Below are 12,799 nucleotides of genomic sequence, written 5' to 3'. Positions count from 1 at the left end.
AATGGAATTGGTAATGAAAGACGCCAAGAGCGCTCTTGAAGTTTCCGAGACTACCTTCGGGCGCGAATTCAACGAAGCTCTGGTTCACCAGGTTGTCGTTGCATATGCCGCTGGTGCCCGTCAGGGTACTCGTGCGCAGCTGACTCGCTCTGAAGTGTCTGGTGGCGGCAAAAAGCCGTGGCGTCAGAAGGGTACTGGTCGTGCCCGTGCTGGCTCCATCCGTTCGCCCATCTGGCGTTCCGGTGGTGTGACCTTTGCTGCTAAGCCGCAAGATCACAGCCAGAAAGTAAACAAGAAGATGTACCGCGGCGCTATCCGTAGCATCCTGTCCGAGCTGGTACGTCAAGAGCGCCTGATCGTTGTTGAGAAGTTCGGCATCGAAGCGCCGAAGACCAAAGAACTGATCGCCAAGCTGAAAGAAATGGAACTGACTGACGTTCTGATCGTGACTGCTGAAGTCGATGAGAACCTGTTCCTGGCTGCTCGTAACCTGTACAAAGTTGACGTGCGTGACGTTGCCGGTATCGACCCGGTCAGCCTGATCGCTTTCGACAAGGTTCTGATGACTGCTGACGCAGTTAAGCAAATCGAGGAGATGCTGGCATGATCCGTGAAGAGCGTCTGCTGAAAGTTCTGAAGGCTCCGCACATCTCTGAAAAGAGCACCATGGTCGCAGAAAAGCAGAACACTATCGTGTTCAAAGTTGCTGTTGATGCCACCAAGGCGGAAGTCAAAGCTGCAGTTGCGAAACTGTTCGAGGTCGAAGTTGAGACCGTCCGTACCCTGAACATGAAGGGTAAGACCAAGCGCGCAGGTGCACGCGTAGGCCGTCGTTCCGATTGGAAAAAGGCTTATGTGACCCTGAAAGCTGGTCAGGACATCGACTTCATGGGCGCAGCCGAGTAAGAGGAGTTCTGAAAAATGGCAATCGTTAAGTGCAAGCCTACTTCTCCGGGCCGCCGCCACGTCGTCAAGATCGTCAACCAAGAGCTGTACAAGGGCAAGCCCTTCGCCGCTCTGCTGGACAGCAAAAGCAAGTCCGGTGGCCGTAACAACAACGGTCGTATCACCACTCGTCACATCGGTGGTGGTCACAAGCAACACTACCGTCTGATCGACTTCAAGCGCGACAAAGACGGCATTCCGGCCAAAGTTGAGCGTCTGGAATACGATCCTAACCGTACCGCAAACATCGCCCTGGTGCTGTATGCAGACGGTGAGCGTCGTTACATCCTGGCTCCGAAAGGCCTGAAAGCTGGTGATGCAATCGCCTCTGGTGCTGATGCTGCCATCAAGGTGGGTAACACCCTGCCGATGCGCAACATCCCGGTCGGTTCTACCGTTCACGCCGTTGAGATGAAGCCTGGTAAAGGTGCCCAGCTGGCTCGTTCCGCTGGTACTTTCATCCAGATCCTGGCTCGTGAAGGTAACTATGTAACTCTGCGTCTGCGTTCCGGCGAAGTACGTAAAGTTCTGGCCGAGTGCCGCGCTACCATCGGTGAAGTGGGTAACTCCGAGCACATGCTGCGTCAACTGGGTAAAGCCGGTGCTAACCGCTGGCGTGGTATTCGTCCGACCGTTCGCGGTATGGCGATGAACCCGGTTGATCACCCGCACGGTGGTGGTGAGGGTCGTAACAAGGGCATGCAGCCTGTGTCCCCATGGGGCCAGAAGGCTAAGGGCTTCAAGACCCGTAAGAACAAGCGTACCGACAAGTACATCGTACGTCGTCGTAACAAGTAATTGTTAACATAGAGGAATCACCATGCCACGTTCTCTCAAGAAGGGTCCATTTATCGACCTGCACTTGCTGAAGAAGGTAGAGAAAGCGGTGGAAAGCGGGGATAAAAAGCCGGTTAAGACCTGGTCCCGTCGTTCAATGATCATCCCGAACATGATCGGTTTGACCATCGCTGTCCATAATGGTCGTCAGCACGTTCCGGTTTTCGTTACCGAAGAAATGATCGGTCACAAACTGGGTGAATTCGCACCGACTCGTACTTATCGCGGCCATGCTGCTGATAAGAAGGCTAAGAAGCGCTAAGGGATAAATGATGGAAGCTATCGCTAAACACCGTTATGCCCGTACTTCTGCCCAGAAAGCTCGTCTGGTAGCCGATCAAGTACGTGGTCTGTCCGTAGACAAGGCTCTGAACATCCTGACCTTCAGTCCGAAAAAGGCTGCTGTTCTGGTGAAGAAAGTGCTGGAATCTGCCATTGCCAACGCTGAGCACAACGAAGGTGCCGATATCGACACCCTGCGTGTTGCCACCATCATGGTAGACGAAGGTCCCTCCATGAAGCGCATCCGCCCGCGTGCCAAAGGTCGCGCGGATCGTATCCTCAAGCGTACCGCTCACATCACTGTAGTGGTATCCGACGCTAAGGCTGGGAGATAAGCAATGGGTCAGAAAGTACATCCTAATGGCATTCGCCTGGGTATTACCAAGCCTTGGAATTCTACCTGGTTCGCGAACACCAAAGACTTCGCTGACAACCTGTACAGCGATTTCCAAGTACGCCAGTTCCTGACCAAGGAGCTGAAAAACGCTTCCTTGTCCAAGATCACTATCGAGCGTCCGGCCAAGAGCATCCGTGTGACCATTCACACCGCTCGTCCGGGTGTCGTGATCGGCAAGAAAGGCGAAGACGTTGAAAAACTGCGCAAAGCTGTAGCCGCAATCGCTGGCGTGCCTGCTCAGATCAACATTTCCGAAGTCCGCAAGCCGGAGCTGGATGGCAAACTGGTTGCCGACAGCATCACTTCCCAGCTGGAGCGTCGCGTAATGTTCCGTCGTGCTATGAAGCGCGCCGTACAGAACGCCATGCGCCTGGGTGCCAAGGGCATCAAAGTGGAAGTTTCCGGTCGTCTGGGCGGTGCTGAAATCGCGCGTACCGAATGGTACCGTGAAGGTCGTGTGCCCCTGCACACCCTGCGCGCCGACATCGACTACGCAACTTCTGAAGCCCACACCACTTACGGTGTGATCGGCGTTAAAGTTTGGATCTTCAAGGGCGAAGTTCTGGGCGGTCTGGCTGCAGTCAATGCTGCCGCTGCTCAAGAGCAAGCTCCTGCGAAGCCCAAGCGTGACAACAAGCGCCGCGCTGCCAAGTAAGGAGATTCGGTAAATGTTGCAACCTAAGCGTACTAAATTCCGCAAGACCCACAAGGGTCGTAACCGCGGTCTGGCCAATGCCGGTAACGAAGTATCCTTCGGTACCTTTGGCCTGAAGGCGACATCTCGTGGTCAACTGACTGCTCGTCAAATCGAAGCAGCCCGTCGTGCCATGACCCGTCACGTTAAGCGTCAAGGCAAGATCTGGATCCGTGTGTTCCCGGACAAGCCCATCACCGAAAAGCCCCTCGAAGTTCGTATGGGTAAAGGTAAGGGTAACGTGGAATACTGGGTTTGCCCGATCCAGCCTGGCAAGGTTCTGTACGAGATGGATGGTGTACCTGAGGCTCTGGCGCGTGAAGCGTTTGCCCTGGCCGCAGCTAAGCTGTCTGTTCAGACCACTTTCGTAATTAAGACGGTGATGTGATGAAAGCCCAAGATCTGCGTCAAAAGAGCGTCGAAGAACTGAACCAGGAGCTGCTGGGTCTGCTGCGTGAGCAATTCAACATGCGCATGCAAGCTTCCACCGGCCAGCTGGCTCAGACTCACACTCTGAAACAAGTGCGTCGTGACGTCGCACGTATCAAGACTGTACTGACTGAGAAGGCAGGTGCGTAATGACTGACAAGATCCGTACTCTGCAAGGTCGTGTAATTAGCGACAAGATGGACAAGTCCATCACCGTCGCTATCGAGCGCAAGGTAAAGCACCCGATCTACGGTAAGATCATCAAGCGCACTACCAAGCTGCACGTGCATGACGAGAACAACGAGTGCAAGGCTGGCGATCTCGTGGAAATCCGCGAGTGCCGCCCGCTGTCCAAGACCAAGTCCTGGACCCTGGTTGCTGTCGTAGAAAAGGCCTAATTCGGTACTTTTTAGCCCAAACGGCCCCCCATCGGGGCCGTTTGTTTTTTAGGCTACCTTTTCAAAAATAGCTGTGTTATAGTTTCGCGCCTTTTGAAGGCAGCCAGATCCCATCAGGGATAAGAAGTAAACAAAGCGGAGCACTAAGATGATCCAGATGCAAAGTATGCTGGGTGTTGCCGACAACTCCGGCGCTCGCAGTGTAATGTGTATTAAGGTTCTGGGTGGTTCGCACCGCCGTTATGCCGGCATCGGCGACATCATCAAGGTTTCCATCAAGGAAGCCATTCCTCGCGGTAAAGTGAAGAAAGGTGATGTGTATAACGCGGTGGTCGTACGCACCCGTAAAGGCGTTCGTCGTCCGGACGGCTCTGTCATCCGTTTCGACAACAATGCGGCTGTGTTGCTTAACAACAACCAACAGCCAATCGGTACTCGTATTTTTGGCCCGGTGACCCGTGAACTCCGTAACGAGAAGTTCATGAAGATTGTGTCCCTGGCACCCGAAGTACTGTAAGGAGTCGAACGATGGCAGCTAAAATCCGTCGCGAAGACGAAGTAATTGTTCTTACCGGCAAAGACAAGGGCAAGCGTGGCAAAGTCACTCAAGTCCTGATTGCAAAAGGTAAGGTAATCGTGGAAGGCATCAACCAGGTGAAGAAACACCAAAAGCCGGCACCCGCACTGGGTCAGGCTGGCGGCATCGTCACCAAAGAAGCCCCCATCGATGTATCTAACGTCGCGCTGTTCAACTCTGCCACTGGCAAGGCTGACCGCGTTGGTTTCCGGATTGAAGACGGCAAGAAAGTCCGTTTCTTCAAATCCACCGGCGAACTTGTGAAGTAATTGGAGTTTAACGATGGCGAAACTGCATGATTACTACAAATCCGATGTAGTAAATGAACTGTCCAAGCAGTTCGGTTACAAGACTATCATGCAAGTCCCTCGGATCGAGAAAATCACCCTGAACATGGGTGTTGGTGAAGCGATCTCTGACAAGAAATTGCTGGAAAATGCTGCTGCCGATATGGCTGCCATTTCCGGTCAGAAGCCGCTGATCACCAAAGCACGCAAATCTGTTGCGGGCTTCAAGATTCGTGAAGGCTACCCGATAGGTTGTAAAGTAACCCTGCGTGGCGAGCGTATGTGGGAGTTCCTGGAACGGCTGATTTGCATCTCCGTACCGCGTATCCGTGACTTCCGTGGTCTGAACGCCAAGGCGTTCGATGGCCGTGGTAACTACTCCATGGGCGTGCGTGAGCAAATCATCTTCCCGGAAATCGACTATGACAAGGTCGATCGCGTCCGTGGTCTGGATATCACCATCACCACTTCCGCGAATACCGACGAAGAAGGCCGTGCTCTGCTGGCTGCCTTTAACTTCCCATTCCGCAAGTAAGGTTAGGGTTATGGCTAAAACATCCATGAAAGCACGTGAAGCAAAGCGTGCGAAGCTGGCAGCCAAGTTCGCGACCAAGCGTACCGAGCTGAAAGCTATCATCGTTGATATGAACGCTTCTGAAGAAGCGCGTTGGGATGCTGTCTTGCAACTGCAACAGCTGCCCCGTGATTCCAGTCCGTCCCGCCAGCGTAACCGTTGCAACATCACTGGTCGTCCGCACGGTTTCCTGCGGAAGTTTGGCCTCTCTCGCATCAAGGTGCGTGAGCATGCCATGAAGGGCGAAATTCCGGGCCTCAAAAAGGCCTCTTGGTAAGAATCTCGGGAGTTAGACTATGAGCATGCAAGATCCGATCGCGGATATGCTGACCCGCATCCGTAACGGTCAGGCGGCGAGCAAAGTTGCGGTTTCCATGCCTTCTTCCAAGCTGAAAGTGGCTATCGCCAAAGTGCTGAAAGAAGAAGGTTACATCGCTGGCTACAACGTAGCTGGTGACGTGAAACCGGAACTGGAAATCGAACTGAAGTATTTCCAGGGCAAGCCGGTTGTAGAACTGATCCAACGCGTGAGCCGTCCCGGCCTGCGTATTTACAAGCGCACTACTGATCTGCCGAAAGTCATGGGCGGTCTCGGTGTTGCTATCGTGTCCACGTCTAAAGGTGTGATGACCGACCGTGCTGCCCGCAAGGCAAGCATGGGTGGTGAGATCATCTGCTACGTCGCTTAATAGGAGGTCGGAAATGTCTCGCGTTGCTAAGGCACCCGTCACTATTCCTGCTGGCGTAGAGGTGACTCTGAACGGCCAAGAACTGTCCATCAAAGGTGGCAAGGGTTCCCTGGTTCGTTCCATCCACGCCGGTGTAGAAGTGACCAAAGAAGACAATGTACTGAAGTTCGCCCCGCGCGATGGCATCGCTGGTGCTGACGCTCAGGCCGGTACTGCCCGTGCATTGGTCAATAACATGGTAGTCGGTGTTACCCAAGGCTTCGAGCGCAAGCTGCAGCTGGTTGGTGTAGGTTACAAAGCCTCCATCAAGGGCAATGCTGTTGCGCTGGCACTGGGCTTCTCTCACCCGGTAGAGCATGCGCTGCCGGCTGGTGTCACCGCTGAATGTCCGTCCGCCACCGAGATCGTTCTGCGTGGTGTGGACAAGCAGCTGGTTGGCCAAGTCGCCGCCGATATCCGTGCTTACCGCGCTCCGGAGCCCTACAAGGGCAAGGGTGTACGCTATGCCAACGAGCAAGTGCGTACTAAAGAAGCTAAGAAGAAGTAAGGTAACACTATGGACAAGAAAGCAGCTCGTCTCCGTCGTGCTACTCGTGCTCGGAAAAAGATGCAGGAACTGGGAGCTACCCGTCTGGTTGTTCACCGTACCCCGCGTCATATCTATGCGCAGGTTATTGCAGCCAACGGTTCCGAAGTTCTGGCCTCTGCTTCCACAGTAGAGAAAGCCATCAGTGAAGCTCTGAAATACACCGGTAACGCAGATGCTGCTACCGCTGTAGGTAAGGCTATCGCTGAGCGTGCTATTGCCAAAGGCGTTCAGAACGTATCTTTCGATCGTTCCGGTTTCAAGTATCACGGTCGTGTAGCCGCTCTGGCTGCCGCTGCTCGTGACGCTGGTCTTCAGTTCTAAGCTAGGAGTCGAAGATGGCTAAAGTCGAATCTCAAGCCGGCGAACTGCAAGAAAAGCTCATTGCAGTAAACCGTGTTTCGAAAACTGTTAAAGGTGGTCGTATCATGTCCTTCACCGCGTTGACCGTGGTGGGTGATGGTAACGGCCGTGTAGGTTACGGTTACGGTAAGGCACGTGAAGTTCCGGCCGCCATTCAAAAGGCGATGGAACAGGCTAAGCGTAACCTGAACAAGGTTGAGCTGAACAACGGCACCCTGCACCACCCGGTGCGTGGCGTTCACTCTGGTTCCACCGTGTTCATGAAGCCGGCCTCCCAAGGTACTGGTATCATTGCAGGCGGCGCCATGCGTGCCGTACTGGAAGTTGCTGGTATCCACAACGTGCTGGCCAAGACCTACGGTTCCACCAACCCAATCAACGTTGTTCGCGCAACTGTCGACGCTCTGGTTCACGGTCAATCACCGGAACAGATCGCGGCCAAGCGTGGTCTGCGCGTTGAAGAAATTCTGGGGTAATGCGACATGGCTAACACTGTAAAAGTAACTCAAACTCGCAGCTCTATCGGCCGTCTGCCAAAGCACAAGGCGACTCTGCGTGGTCTGGGTCTGCGTCGCATTGGTCACACCGTTGAGCTGGAAGATACTCCCTGCGTACGCGGCATGATCAACCAGGTTTATTACATGGTTAAGGTGGAGGGCTAAGCATGCGTCTGAATACTCTGTCTCCGGCCGCTGGCTCCAAGCGCGTCAAGCACCGTCCGGGCCGTGGTATCGGTTCTGGTCTGGGCAAGACCGGTGGTCGTGGTGTTAAAGGTCAGACCTCTCGTTCCGGTGGCGGCAAGGTCCGCAACGGTTTCGAAGGCGGCCAGATGCCTTTGAAAATCCGTCTGCCGAAGTTCGGTTTCTTCTCTCGCAAATCTTTGGTTTCTGCCGAAGTGCGCCTGAACGAAATCGCCCTGGTAGAAGGTGATGTGGTCGACGTGAGCACTCTGAAGCAAGCCGGTGTTATTACCAAAAACATCGTGTTCGCTAAAGTTGTTCTGTCTGGCAACATTGACCGTGCTGTGACCGTTCGTGGTCTGTCCGTCACCAAGGGTGCACGTGCAGCCATCGAGGCCGCTGGCGGTAAAATCGAGGAATAATCAGTACAATGGCTAAGAAACCAGGATTGGATGTTAAAGCACAAGGTGGTCTGAGCGAACTGAAGAGCCGTCTGCTCTTCGTTCTCGGGGCAATTATCGTGTTCCGTGCAGGCTCTTATGTGCCGATCCCTGGTATTGACGCCGCCGTACTGGCCGAGTTGTTCCAACAACAGAAGGGCACCATCATTGAGATGTTCAACATGTTCAGTGGTGGTGCACTCTCGCGTGCTTCTATTCTTGCACTGGGGATCATGCCGTACATTTCGGCGTCGATTATTATCCAGCTGCTGACTGTGGTTCACCCTGCTCTTGCTGAACTCAAGAAAGAAGGTGAATCCGGCCGTCGCAAGATTAGCCAATATACCCGTTGGGGCACGCTGGTTTTGGGAACGTTCCAGGCCATTGGTATTGCAACAGGTCTGCCGAATATGATGCAAGGACTCGTGACTCATCCGGGTTTGGGCTTCTATTTCACAGCCGTTGTGAGTCTGGTCACCGGTACCATGTTCTTGATGTGGTTGGGTGAACAGATTACCGAGCGTGGGATTGGTAATGGTATCTCGTTGATTATCTTCACAGGTATCGTCGCCGGTCTGCCTCATGCCATTGGCGCTACGGCCGAACAGGCACGTCAAGGGGAATTGCACATCCTGCTGTTGTTGTTGCTGGGCTTGATTGTTTTCGCTGTGACTTACTTTGTGGTGTTCGTGGAGCGTGGTCAGCGTCGTATCGTCGTTAACTATGCCAAGCGTCAACAAGGCCGCCAGGTATTCGCTGCGCAAAGCACACACCTGCCGTTGAAAGTGAATATGGCCGGTGTGATTCCTGCGATTTTCGCATCCAGCATCATCCTCTTCCCGGGTACCATTACCTCCTGGTTTGGTCAGGGCGAGGGCAAGATCGCTGACATTCTGCAACAGGTCTCTATGGTCCTGCAGCCGGGTCAGCCCTTGTACGAGATGCTCTATGCAGCAGCCATTATCTTCTTCTGCTTCTTCTATACCGCGCTGGTGTTCAACCCCCGCGAGACAGCAGATAACCTGAAGAAGAGTGGAGCCTTTATCCCGGGGATCCGCCCGGGCGAGCAGACAGCACGTTACATCGATAAGGTTATGACTCGCCTGACATTGGCAGGTGCGCTCTATATTACCTTTATCTGTCTGGTACCCCAGTTCCTGATGACTGCCTGGAACGTACAGTTCTACTTCGGTGGCACCTCGCTGCTGATTATCGTGGTAGTTATCATGGACTTCATGGCTCAGGTTCAGACCCATATGATGTCTCATCAATATGGCGACGTCCTGAGGAAGGCCAACCTGAAGGGCTACGGCCGCTAAAGGTCGGCGTAGTTACGGAGTTAAGCAATGAAAGTTCGTGCTTCCGTTAAGGCAATCTGCCGTAACTGCAAAATCATCAAGCGTCACGGTGTGGTGCGTGTGATTTGCAGCGAGCCAAAGCATAAACAGCGCCAAGGCTAATTTTTTACGGTTAGTACTTGCAACAAATAGTTGTGCTGGCTAATATAGCCAGCCAACTTTTGTTGTGTATTGGTTGACCGCCACGTATCCGCTCACGGGCTTTGTGGTGGTCGTTATCTACTATATGTAGGAGTGAATAGTGGCCCGTATCGCTGGCATTAACATTCCTGACCATAAACATGCAGTCATTGCACTGACTGCTATTTATGGCGTCGGTCGTACCCGCTCCAAGGCCATCTGTGCCGCAGCCGGTATCGCTGAGAATGTGAAAATTAAAGACCTGGACGAAGCTCAGATCGAGAATCTGCGTGAACAAGTAGGTAAATTCACCGTCGAAGGTGACCTGCGTCGTCAGATTTCCATGAACATCAAGCGATTGATGGATCTGGGTTGCTACCGTGGTTTGCGTCACCGTCGTAGCCTGCCTGTTCGTGGTCAACGTACCAAGACCAACGCTCGTACCCGTAAGGGTCCGCGCAAGGCTATCAAGAAGTAACGGGAAGGTAGAAAATGGCTAAAACTCCGACTCGTGCTCGCAAGCGCGTTAAAAAGCAAGTGAGCGACGGTATTGCGCACGTTCATGCATCTTTCAACAACACAATCGTGACCATTACTGACCGTCAGGGCAATGCTCTGTCTTGGGCTACCTCTGGTGGTTCCGGTTTCCGTGGTTCCCGTAAGTCCACTCCGTTTGCTGCCCAGGTAGCTGCTGAGCGTGCTGGTGAGATCGCCAAAGAATACGGCGTGAAGAACCTGGAAGTCATGGTCAAAGGTCCGGGTCCCGGTCGTGAGTCTTCCATCCGCGCTCTGAACGCGGCTGGTTTCCGCATCACTAACATTACTGATGTGACTCCGATCCCGCACAACGGTTGTCGTCCTCCCAAGAAGCGCCGCGTGTAACGCTGTAGCTACTTGGTCTAGGATTGTTGGAGAAAGAAGATGGCAAGATATATCGGTCCTAAGCTTAAGCTTAGCCGTCGTGAGGGCACCGACCTCTTCCTGAAGTCTGGTGTTCGTGCGATTGATTCTAAGTGCAAGATTGACACCGTTCCTGGTCAACACGGTGCGCGTAAAGCGCGTCTGTCCGACTACGGTGTGCAACTGCGCGAGAAACAAAAAGTACGTCGTATCTACGGCGTATTGGAAAAACAGTTCCGCAACTACTACCGCGACGCTGCCCGTCAAAAGGGTAACACCGGTGAAAACCTGTTGCAGCTGCTGGAAGGTCGTCTGGACAACGTCGTCTACCGCATGGGCTTCGGCGCCACTCGTGCTGAATCTCGTCAGCTGGTGAGCCACAAAGCCATCATGGTAAACGGCCGCGTTGTGAATGTTCCTTCTTTCCAGGTATCCCCTGAGGACGTGATCTGCGTTCGCGAGAAGGCTAAGAAGCAAGCGCGTATCAAAGCTTCCCTGGAAGTTGCTGGTCAGCGCGAGAAGCCGACTTGGGTAGAGGTTGACGCTGCTAAGATGGAAGGTGCCTTCAAGCGCCTGCCGGAGCGTTCCGACCTGTCTGCCGACATTAACGAACAGCTGATCGTCGAGCTTTACTCCAAGTAAAGCTAGCTTCTAAAGAGAGGACACAATGCTGGGTTCTGTAACAGATTTTCTTAAACCGCGGCTAGTTGACATCGAGCAAGTTAGCCCGACTCACGCGAAAGTGACTCTCGAGCCGCTTGAGCGTGGCTTTGGCCACACGCTGGGCAATGCCCTGCGTCGTATTTTGCTGTCATCTATGCCCGGTTGTGCGGTTACTGAAGTCGAGATCGACGGAGTACTGCACGAGTACAGCAGCAAAGAAGGTGTACAGGAAGACATTCTTGAAATCCTGCTCAACCTGAAAGGTATCGCTGTGAAGCTGGAAGGCAAGGACGAGGTAACTCTGTCCCTGACCAAGTCTGGAACAGGCCCCGTTACCGCTGGTGATATCACTCACGGTGATGAAGTCGAGATCGTAAACCCGGAGCACGTAATCTGCCACCTGACTGGTGCAAATGCTGAGATCAGCATGCGCCTGAAAGTTCAGCGCGGTCGTGGTTATGTGCCTGCTTCTGCTCGTGTTCACAACGATGATGAAGAGCGTCCCATCGGTCGCCTGCTGCTGGACTCCGCGTTCAGCCCCATCGTTCGCATCGCCTACAATGTCGAGGCGGCACGTGTGGAACAGCGCACCGACTTGGACAAGCTGGTTATCGACATGGAGACCAATGGTACTCTGGATCCGGAAGAAGCCATCCGTCGTTCCGCCACTATTCTGGCAGAGCAACTGGAAGCCTTCGTGGATCTGCGCGATGTCAGCGTGCCCGAGAAGAAAGAAGAGAAACCCGAGTTTGATCCGATTCTGCTGCGTCCTGTCGATGATTTGGAGCTGACAGTTCGTTCAGCGAACTGTCTGAAGGCAGAAGCTATCCACTATATTGGTGATCTGGTACAGCGTACCGAAGTTGAGTTGCTTAAGACTCCTAACCTCGGTAAGAAGTCCCTGACTGAGATCAAGGACGTGTTGGCCTCCCGTGGTCTGTCTCTTGGCATGCGCCTTGAGAACTGGCCGCCCGCCAGCATCGCTGACGAGTAATCCAGATTACGGGTTTCACAGATTTAGTTAGAAGGATAAGGTCATGCGCCATCGTTTGAGTGGTCGTCAACTGAACCGGAACAGCAGCCATCGTCAGGCTATGTTCCGCAACATGGCCAGCTCCCTGGTTCGTCATGAGATCATCAAGACGACTCTGCCTAAGGCAAAAGAGCTGCGTCGTGTAGTTGAACCGCTGATCACCCTTGCCAAGACTGATAGCGTTGCTAATCGTCGCCTGGCATTTGCCCGTACTCGCGATAACGCGATCGTGGCTAAGCTGTTCAATGAACTGGGCCCGCGCTACCTGGAGCGCGCCGGCGGTTATACTCGCATTCTGAAATGCGGTTTCCGTGCTGGCGACAACGCTCCTATGGCTTACATTGAGCTGGTAGACCGCCCGGCCGCTGCTGAAGCAGCTGCTGAGTGATAAAAGAAAAAGCCGGGCTTGTCCCGGCTTTTCTTTTAGTTGATTCTGATACTGCCTCTACTGCCTCTACTGCCTCTACTGCCTCTACTGCCTCTACTGCCTCTACTGCCTCTACTGCCTCTACTGCCTCTACTGCCTCTACTGCCTCTACTGCCTCTA

The 12,799-nt window shown here is 53.6% G+C and carries 26 protein-coding genes; all 26 read left to right on the top strand.

The window, feature by feature from the left end:
* Position 1: 1 nt before the first annotated feature.
* The 26 genes from rplD (at position 2) to rplQ (ending at position 12,640) form a co-directional block, all read left to right on the top strand.
* Complete coding sequence (rplD, locus tag J9892_RS02480) at positions 2 to 607, top strand: 50S ribosomal protein L4 (RefSeq protein ID WP_005340616.1); 606 nt, start codon at positions 2 to 4, stop codon at positions 605 to 607.
* A complete protein-coding gene (rplW, locus tag J9892_RS02475; RefSeq protein WP_342690021.1) occupies positions 607 to 906 on the top strand; it encodes a 50S ribosomal protein L23 in 300 nt (99 codons plus the stop codon). Before rplD ends, rplW begins: the two co-directional genes overlap by 1 nt.
* Before the next feature lie 15 nt (positions 907 to 921).
* The gene (rplB, locus tag J9892_RS02470) at positions 922 to 1,743 is read left to right on the top strand and encodes a 50S ribosomal protein L2 (RefSeq protein ID WP_010672560.1); all 822 of its coding nucleotides are present in this window, start codon (positions 922 to 924) and stop codon (positions 1,741 to 1,743) included.
* 22 nt (positions 1,744 to 1,765) lie between these two features.
* Entirely contained in the window at positions 1,766 to 2,044 is a 279-nt protein-coding gene (gene rpsS / locus J9892_RS02465) for a 30S ribosomal protein S19 (RefSeq protein ID WP_005307960.1), read from the top strand.
* A gap of 10 nt (positions 2,045 to 2,054) precedes the next feature.
* Complete coding sequence (gene rplV, locus J9892_RS02460; protein ID WP_010672561.1) at positions 2,055 to 2,399, top strand: 50S ribosomal protein L22; 345 nt, start codon at positions 2,055 to 2,057, stop codon at positions 2,397 to 2,399.
* Between the two features lie 3 nt (positions 2,400 to 2,402).
* Complete coding sequence (gene rpsC / locus J9892_RS02455; RefSeq protein ID WP_005331168.1) at positions 2,403 to 3,116, top strand: 30S ribosomal protein S3; 714 nt, start codon at positions 2,403 to 2,405, stop codon at positions 3,114 to 3,116.
* Between the two features lie 13 nt (positions 3,117 to 3,129).
* Positions 3,130 to 3,543, top strand: a complete 414-nt coding sequence (gene rplP, locus J9892_RS02450) for a 50S ribosomal protein L16 (protein ID WP_010672562.1) — start codon at positions 3,130 to 3,132, stop codon at positions 3,541 to 3,543.
* Complete coding sequence (gene rpmC, locus J9892_RS02445; protein ID WP_005307965.1) at positions 3,543 to 3,734, top strand: 50S ribosomal protein L29; 192 nt, start codon at positions 3,543 to 3,545, stop codon at positions 3,732 to 3,734. The genes rplP and rpmC overlap by 1 nt, the downstream gene beginning before the upstream one ends.
* Positions 3,734 to 3,982, top strand: coding sequence for a 30S ribosomal protein S17 (gene rpsQ, locus J9892_RS02440; RefSeq protein ID WP_005307966.1), 249 nt, complete (start codon positions 3,734 to 3,736; stop codon positions 3,980 to 3,982). Before rpmC ends, rpsQ begins: the two co-directional genes overlap by 1 nt.
* A gap of 148 nt (positions 3,983 to 4,130) precedes the next feature.
* Positions 4,131 to 4,499: a 50S ribosomal protein L14 gene (rplN, locus tag J9892_RS02435; RefSeq protein ID WP_005307975.1), complete on the top strand. Its 369-nt coding sequence runs from the start codon at positions 4,131 to 4,133 to the stop codon at positions 4,497 to 4,499.
* An 11-nt stretch (positions 4,500 to 4,510) separates the two neighbouring features.
* Positions 4,511 to 4,828, top strand: coding sequence for a 50S ribosomal protein L24 (gene rplX / locus J9892_RS02430; protein WP_201871944.1), 318 nt, complete (start codon positions 4,511 to 4,513; stop codon positions 4,826 to 4,828).
* Between the two features lie 13 nt (positions 4,829 to 4,841).
* Positions 4,842 to 5,381: a 50S ribosomal protein L5 gene (gene rplE, locus J9892_RS02425; RefSeq protein ID WP_005331162.1), complete on the top strand. Its 540-nt coding sequence runs from the start codon at positions 4,842 to 4,844 to the stop codon at positions 5,379 to 5,381.
* A gap of 10 nt (positions 5,382 to 5,391) precedes the next feature.
* A complete protein-coding gene (gene rpsN, locus J9892_RS02420) occupies positions 5,392 to 5,697 on the top strand; it encodes a 30S ribosomal protein S14 (RefSeq protein WP_005331161.1) in 306 nt (101 codons plus the stop codon).
* 19 nt (positions 5,698 to 5,716) lie between these two features.
* The gene (gene rpsH, locus J9892_RS02415) at positions 5,717 to 6,109 is read left to right on the top strand and encodes a 30S ribosomal protein S8 (protein WP_010672564.1); all 393 of its coding nucleotides are present in this window, start codon (positions 5,717 to 5,719) and stop codon (positions 6,107 to 6,109) included.
* Between the two features lie 13 nt (positions 6,110 to 6,122).
* Positions 6,123 to 6,656, top strand: coding sequence for a 50S ribosomal protein L6 (gene rplF, locus J9892_RS02410; RefSeq protein WP_010672565.1), 534 nt, complete (start codon positions 6,123 to 6,125; stop codon positions 6,654 to 6,656).
* A 9-nt stretch (positions 6,657 to 6,665) separates the two neighbouring features.
* On the top strand, positions 6,666 to 7,019 hold the full coding sequence (gene rplR, locus J9892_RS02405; protein WP_010672566.1) for a 50S ribosomal protein L18: 354 nt from the start codon (positions 6,666 to 6,668) through the stop codon (positions 7,017 to 7,019).
* Between the two features lie 14 nt (positions 7,020 to 7,033).
* Positions 7,034 to 7,534, top strand: a complete 501-nt coding sequence (rpsE, locus tag J9892_RS02400; protein WP_005340605.1) for a 30S ribosomal protein S5 — start codon at positions 7,034 to 7,036, stop codon at positions 7,532 to 7,534.
* A 6-nt stretch (positions 7,535 to 7,540) separates the two neighbouring features.
* Positions 7,541 to 7,720: a 50S ribosomal protein L30 gene (gene rpmD / locus J9892_RS02395; RefSeq protein WP_005307985.1), complete on the top strand. Its 180-nt coding sequence runs from the start codon at positions 7,541 to 7,543 to the stop codon at positions 7,718 to 7,720.
* Positions 7,721 to 7,722: 2 nt separating this feature from the next.
* Positions 7,723 to 8,160: a 50S ribosomal protein L15 gene (rplO, locus tag J9892_RS02390; protein WP_005307987.1), complete on the top strand. Its 438-nt coding sequence runs from the start codon at positions 7,723 to 7,725 to the stop codon at positions 8,158 to 8,160.
* Between the two features lie 8 nt (positions 8,161 to 8,168).
* Positions 8,169 to 9,497 (top strand): preprotein translocase subunit SecY, encoded by a 1,329-nt coding sequence (secY, locus tag J9892_RS02385; protein WP_010672567.1) that lies wholly within the window; start codon positions 8,169 to 8,171, stop codon positions 9,495 to 9,497.
* A gap of 27 nt (positions 9,498 to 9,524) precedes the next feature.
* Positions 9,525 to 9,638, top strand: a complete 114-nt coding sequence (rpmJ, locus tag J9892_RS02380; protein WP_005319705.1) for a 50S ribosomal protein L36 — start codon at positions 9,525 to 9,527, stop codon at positions 9,636 to 9,638.
* A gap of 139 nt (positions 9,639 to 9,777) precedes the next feature.
* Positions 9,778 to 10,134: a 30S ribosomal protein S13 gene (rpsM, locus tag J9892_RS02375; RefSeq protein WP_024944692.1), complete on the top strand. Its 357-nt coding sequence runs from the start codon at positions 9,778 to 9,780 to the stop codon at positions 10,132 to 10,134.
* A 14-nt stretch (positions 10,135 to 10,148) separates the two neighbouring features.
* On the top strand, positions 10,149 to 10,538 hold the full coding sequence (gene rpsK, locus J9892_RS02370; protein WP_005319702.1) for a 30S ribosomal protein S11: 390 nt from the start codon (positions 10,149 to 10,151) through the stop codon (positions 10,536 to 10,538).
* 39 nt (positions 10,539 to 10,577) lie between these two features.
* Entirely contained in the window at positions 10,578 to 11,198 is a 621-nt protein-coding gene (gene rpsD, locus J9892_RS02365; RefSeq protein ID WP_010672568.1) for a 30S ribosomal protein S4, read from the top strand.
* A gap of 25 nt (positions 11,199 to 11,223) precedes the next feature.
* Positions 11,224 to 12,213, top strand: coding sequence for a DNA-directed RNA polymerase subunit alpha (gene rpoA / locus J9892_RS02360; protein WP_005307997.1), 990 nt, complete (start codon positions 11,224 to 11,226; stop codon positions 12,211 to 12,213).
* Positions 12,214 to 12,256: 43 nt separating this feature from the next.
* Positions 12,257 to 12,640: a 50S ribosomal protein L17 gene (gene rplQ / locus J9892_RS02355; RefSeq protein WP_005307999.1), complete on the top strand. Its 384-nt coding sequence runs from the start codon at positions 12,257 to 12,259 to the stop codon at positions 12,638 to 12,640.
* The last annotated feature ends 159 nt before the right edge of the window (positions 12,641 to 12,799 follow it).

Origin of the sequence: Aeromonas sp. Prich7-2 (assembly GCF_017939255.1) — a bacterium.
Classification (GTDB): domain Bacteria; phylum Pseudomonadota; class Gammaproteobacteria; order Enterobacterales; family Aeromonadaceae; genus Aeromonas; species Aeromonas caviae.
This window is presented reverse-complemented; position numbering and strand designations above follow the sequence as displayed.

What these genes read in the sequence shown, in the direction of transcription:
- rplD (WP_005340616.1), top strand. Translation starts at nt 2, where the DNA reads ATGGAATTGGTAATGAAAGACGCCAAGAGCGCTCTTGAAGTTTCCGAG.
- rplB (WP_010672560.1), top strand. Translation starts at nt 922, where the DNA reads ATGGCAATCGTTAAGTGCAAGCCTACTTCTCCGGGCCGCCGCCACGTC.
- rpsS (WP_005307960.1), top strand. Translation starts at nt 1,766, where the DNA reads ATGCCACGTTCTCTCAAGAAGGGTCCATTTATCGACCTGCACTTGCTG.
- rplV (WP_010672561.1), top strand. Translation starts at nt 2,055, where the DNA reads ATGGAAGCTATCGCTAAACACCGTTATGCCCGTACTTCTGCCCAGAAA.
- rpsC (WP_005331168.1), top strand. Translation starts at nt 2,403, where the DNA reads ATGGGTCAGAAAGTACATCCTAATGGCATTCGCCTGGGTATTACCAAG.
- rplP (WP_010672562.1), top strand. Translation starts at nt 3,130, where the DNA reads ATGTTGCAACCTAAGCGTACTAAATTCCGCAAGACCCACAAGGGTCGT.
- rpmC (WP_005307965.1), top strand. Translation starts at nt 3,543, where the DNA reads ATGAAAGCCCAAGATCTGCGTCAAAAGAGCGTCGAAGAACTGAACCAG.
- rpsQ (WP_005307966.1), top strand. Translation starts at nt 3,734, where the DNA reads ATGACTGACAAGATCCGTACTCTGCAAGGTCGTGTAATTAGCGACAAG.
- rplN (WP_005307975.1), top strand. Translation starts at nt 4,131, where the DNA reads ATGATCCAGATGCAAAGTATGCTGGGTGTTGCCGACAACTCCGGCGCT.
- rplX (WP_201871944.1), top strand. Translation starts at nt 4,511, where the DNA reads ATGGCAGCTAAAATCCGTCGCGAAGACGAAGTAATTGTTCTTACCGGC.
- rplE (WP_005331162.1), top strand. Translation starts at nt 4,842, where the DNA reads ATGGCGAAACTGCATGATTACTACAAATCCGATGTAGTAAATGAACTG.
- rpsN (WP_005331161.1), top strand. Translation starts at nt 5,392, where the DNA reads ATGGCTAAAACATCCATGAAAGCACGTGAAGCAAAGCGTGCGAAGCTG.
- rpsH (WP_010672564.1), top strand. Translation starts at nt 5,717, where the DNA reads ATGAGCATGCAAGATCCGATCGCGGATATGCTGACCCGCATCCGTAAC.
- rplF (WP_010672565.1), top strand. Translation starts at nt 6,123, where the DNA reads ATGTCTCGCGTTGCTAAGGCACCCGTCACTATTCCTGCTGGCGTAGAG.
- rplR (WP_010672566.1), top strand. Translation starts at nt 6,666, where the DNA reads ATGGACAAGAAAGCAGCTCGTCTCCGTCGTGCTACTCGTGCTCGGAAA.
- rpsE (WP_005340605.1), top strand. Translation starts at nt 7,034, where the DNA reads ATGGCTAAAGTCGAATCTCAAGCCGGCGAACTGCAAGAAAAGCTCATT.
- rpmD (WP_005307985.1), top strand. Translation starts at nt 7,541, where the DNA reads ATGGCTAACACTGTAAAAGTAACTCAAACTCGCAGCTCTATCGGCCGT.
- rplO (WP_005307987.1), top strand. Translation starts at nt 7,723, where the DNA reads ATGCGTCTGAATACTCTGTCTCCGGCCGCTGGCTCCAAGCGCGTCAAG.
- secY (WP_010672567.1), top strand. Translation starts at nt 8,169, where the DNA reads ATGGCTAAGAAACCAGGATTGGATGTTAAAGCACAAGGTGGTCTGAGC.
- rpmJ (WP_005319705.1), top strand. Translation starts at nt 9,525, where the DNA reads ATGAAAGTTCGTGCTTCCGTTAAGGCAATCTGCCGTAACTGCAAAATC.
- rpsK (WP_005319702.1), top strand. Translation starts at nt 10,149, where the DNA reads ATGGCTAAAACTCCGACTCGTGCTCGCAAGCGCGTTAAAAAGCAAGTG.
- rpsD (WP_010672568.1), top strand. Translation starts at nt 10,578, where the DNA reads ATGGCAAGATATATCGGTCCTAAGCTTAAGCTTAGCCGTCGTGAGGGC.
- rpoA (WP_005307997.1), top strand. Translation starts at nt 11,224, where the DNA reads ATGCTGGGTTCTGTAACAGATTTTCTTAAACCGCGGCTAGTTGACATC.
- rplQ (WP_005307999.1), top strand. Translation starts at nt 12,257, where the DNA reads ATGCGCCATCGTTTGAGTGGTCGTCAACTGAACCGGAACAGCAGCCAT.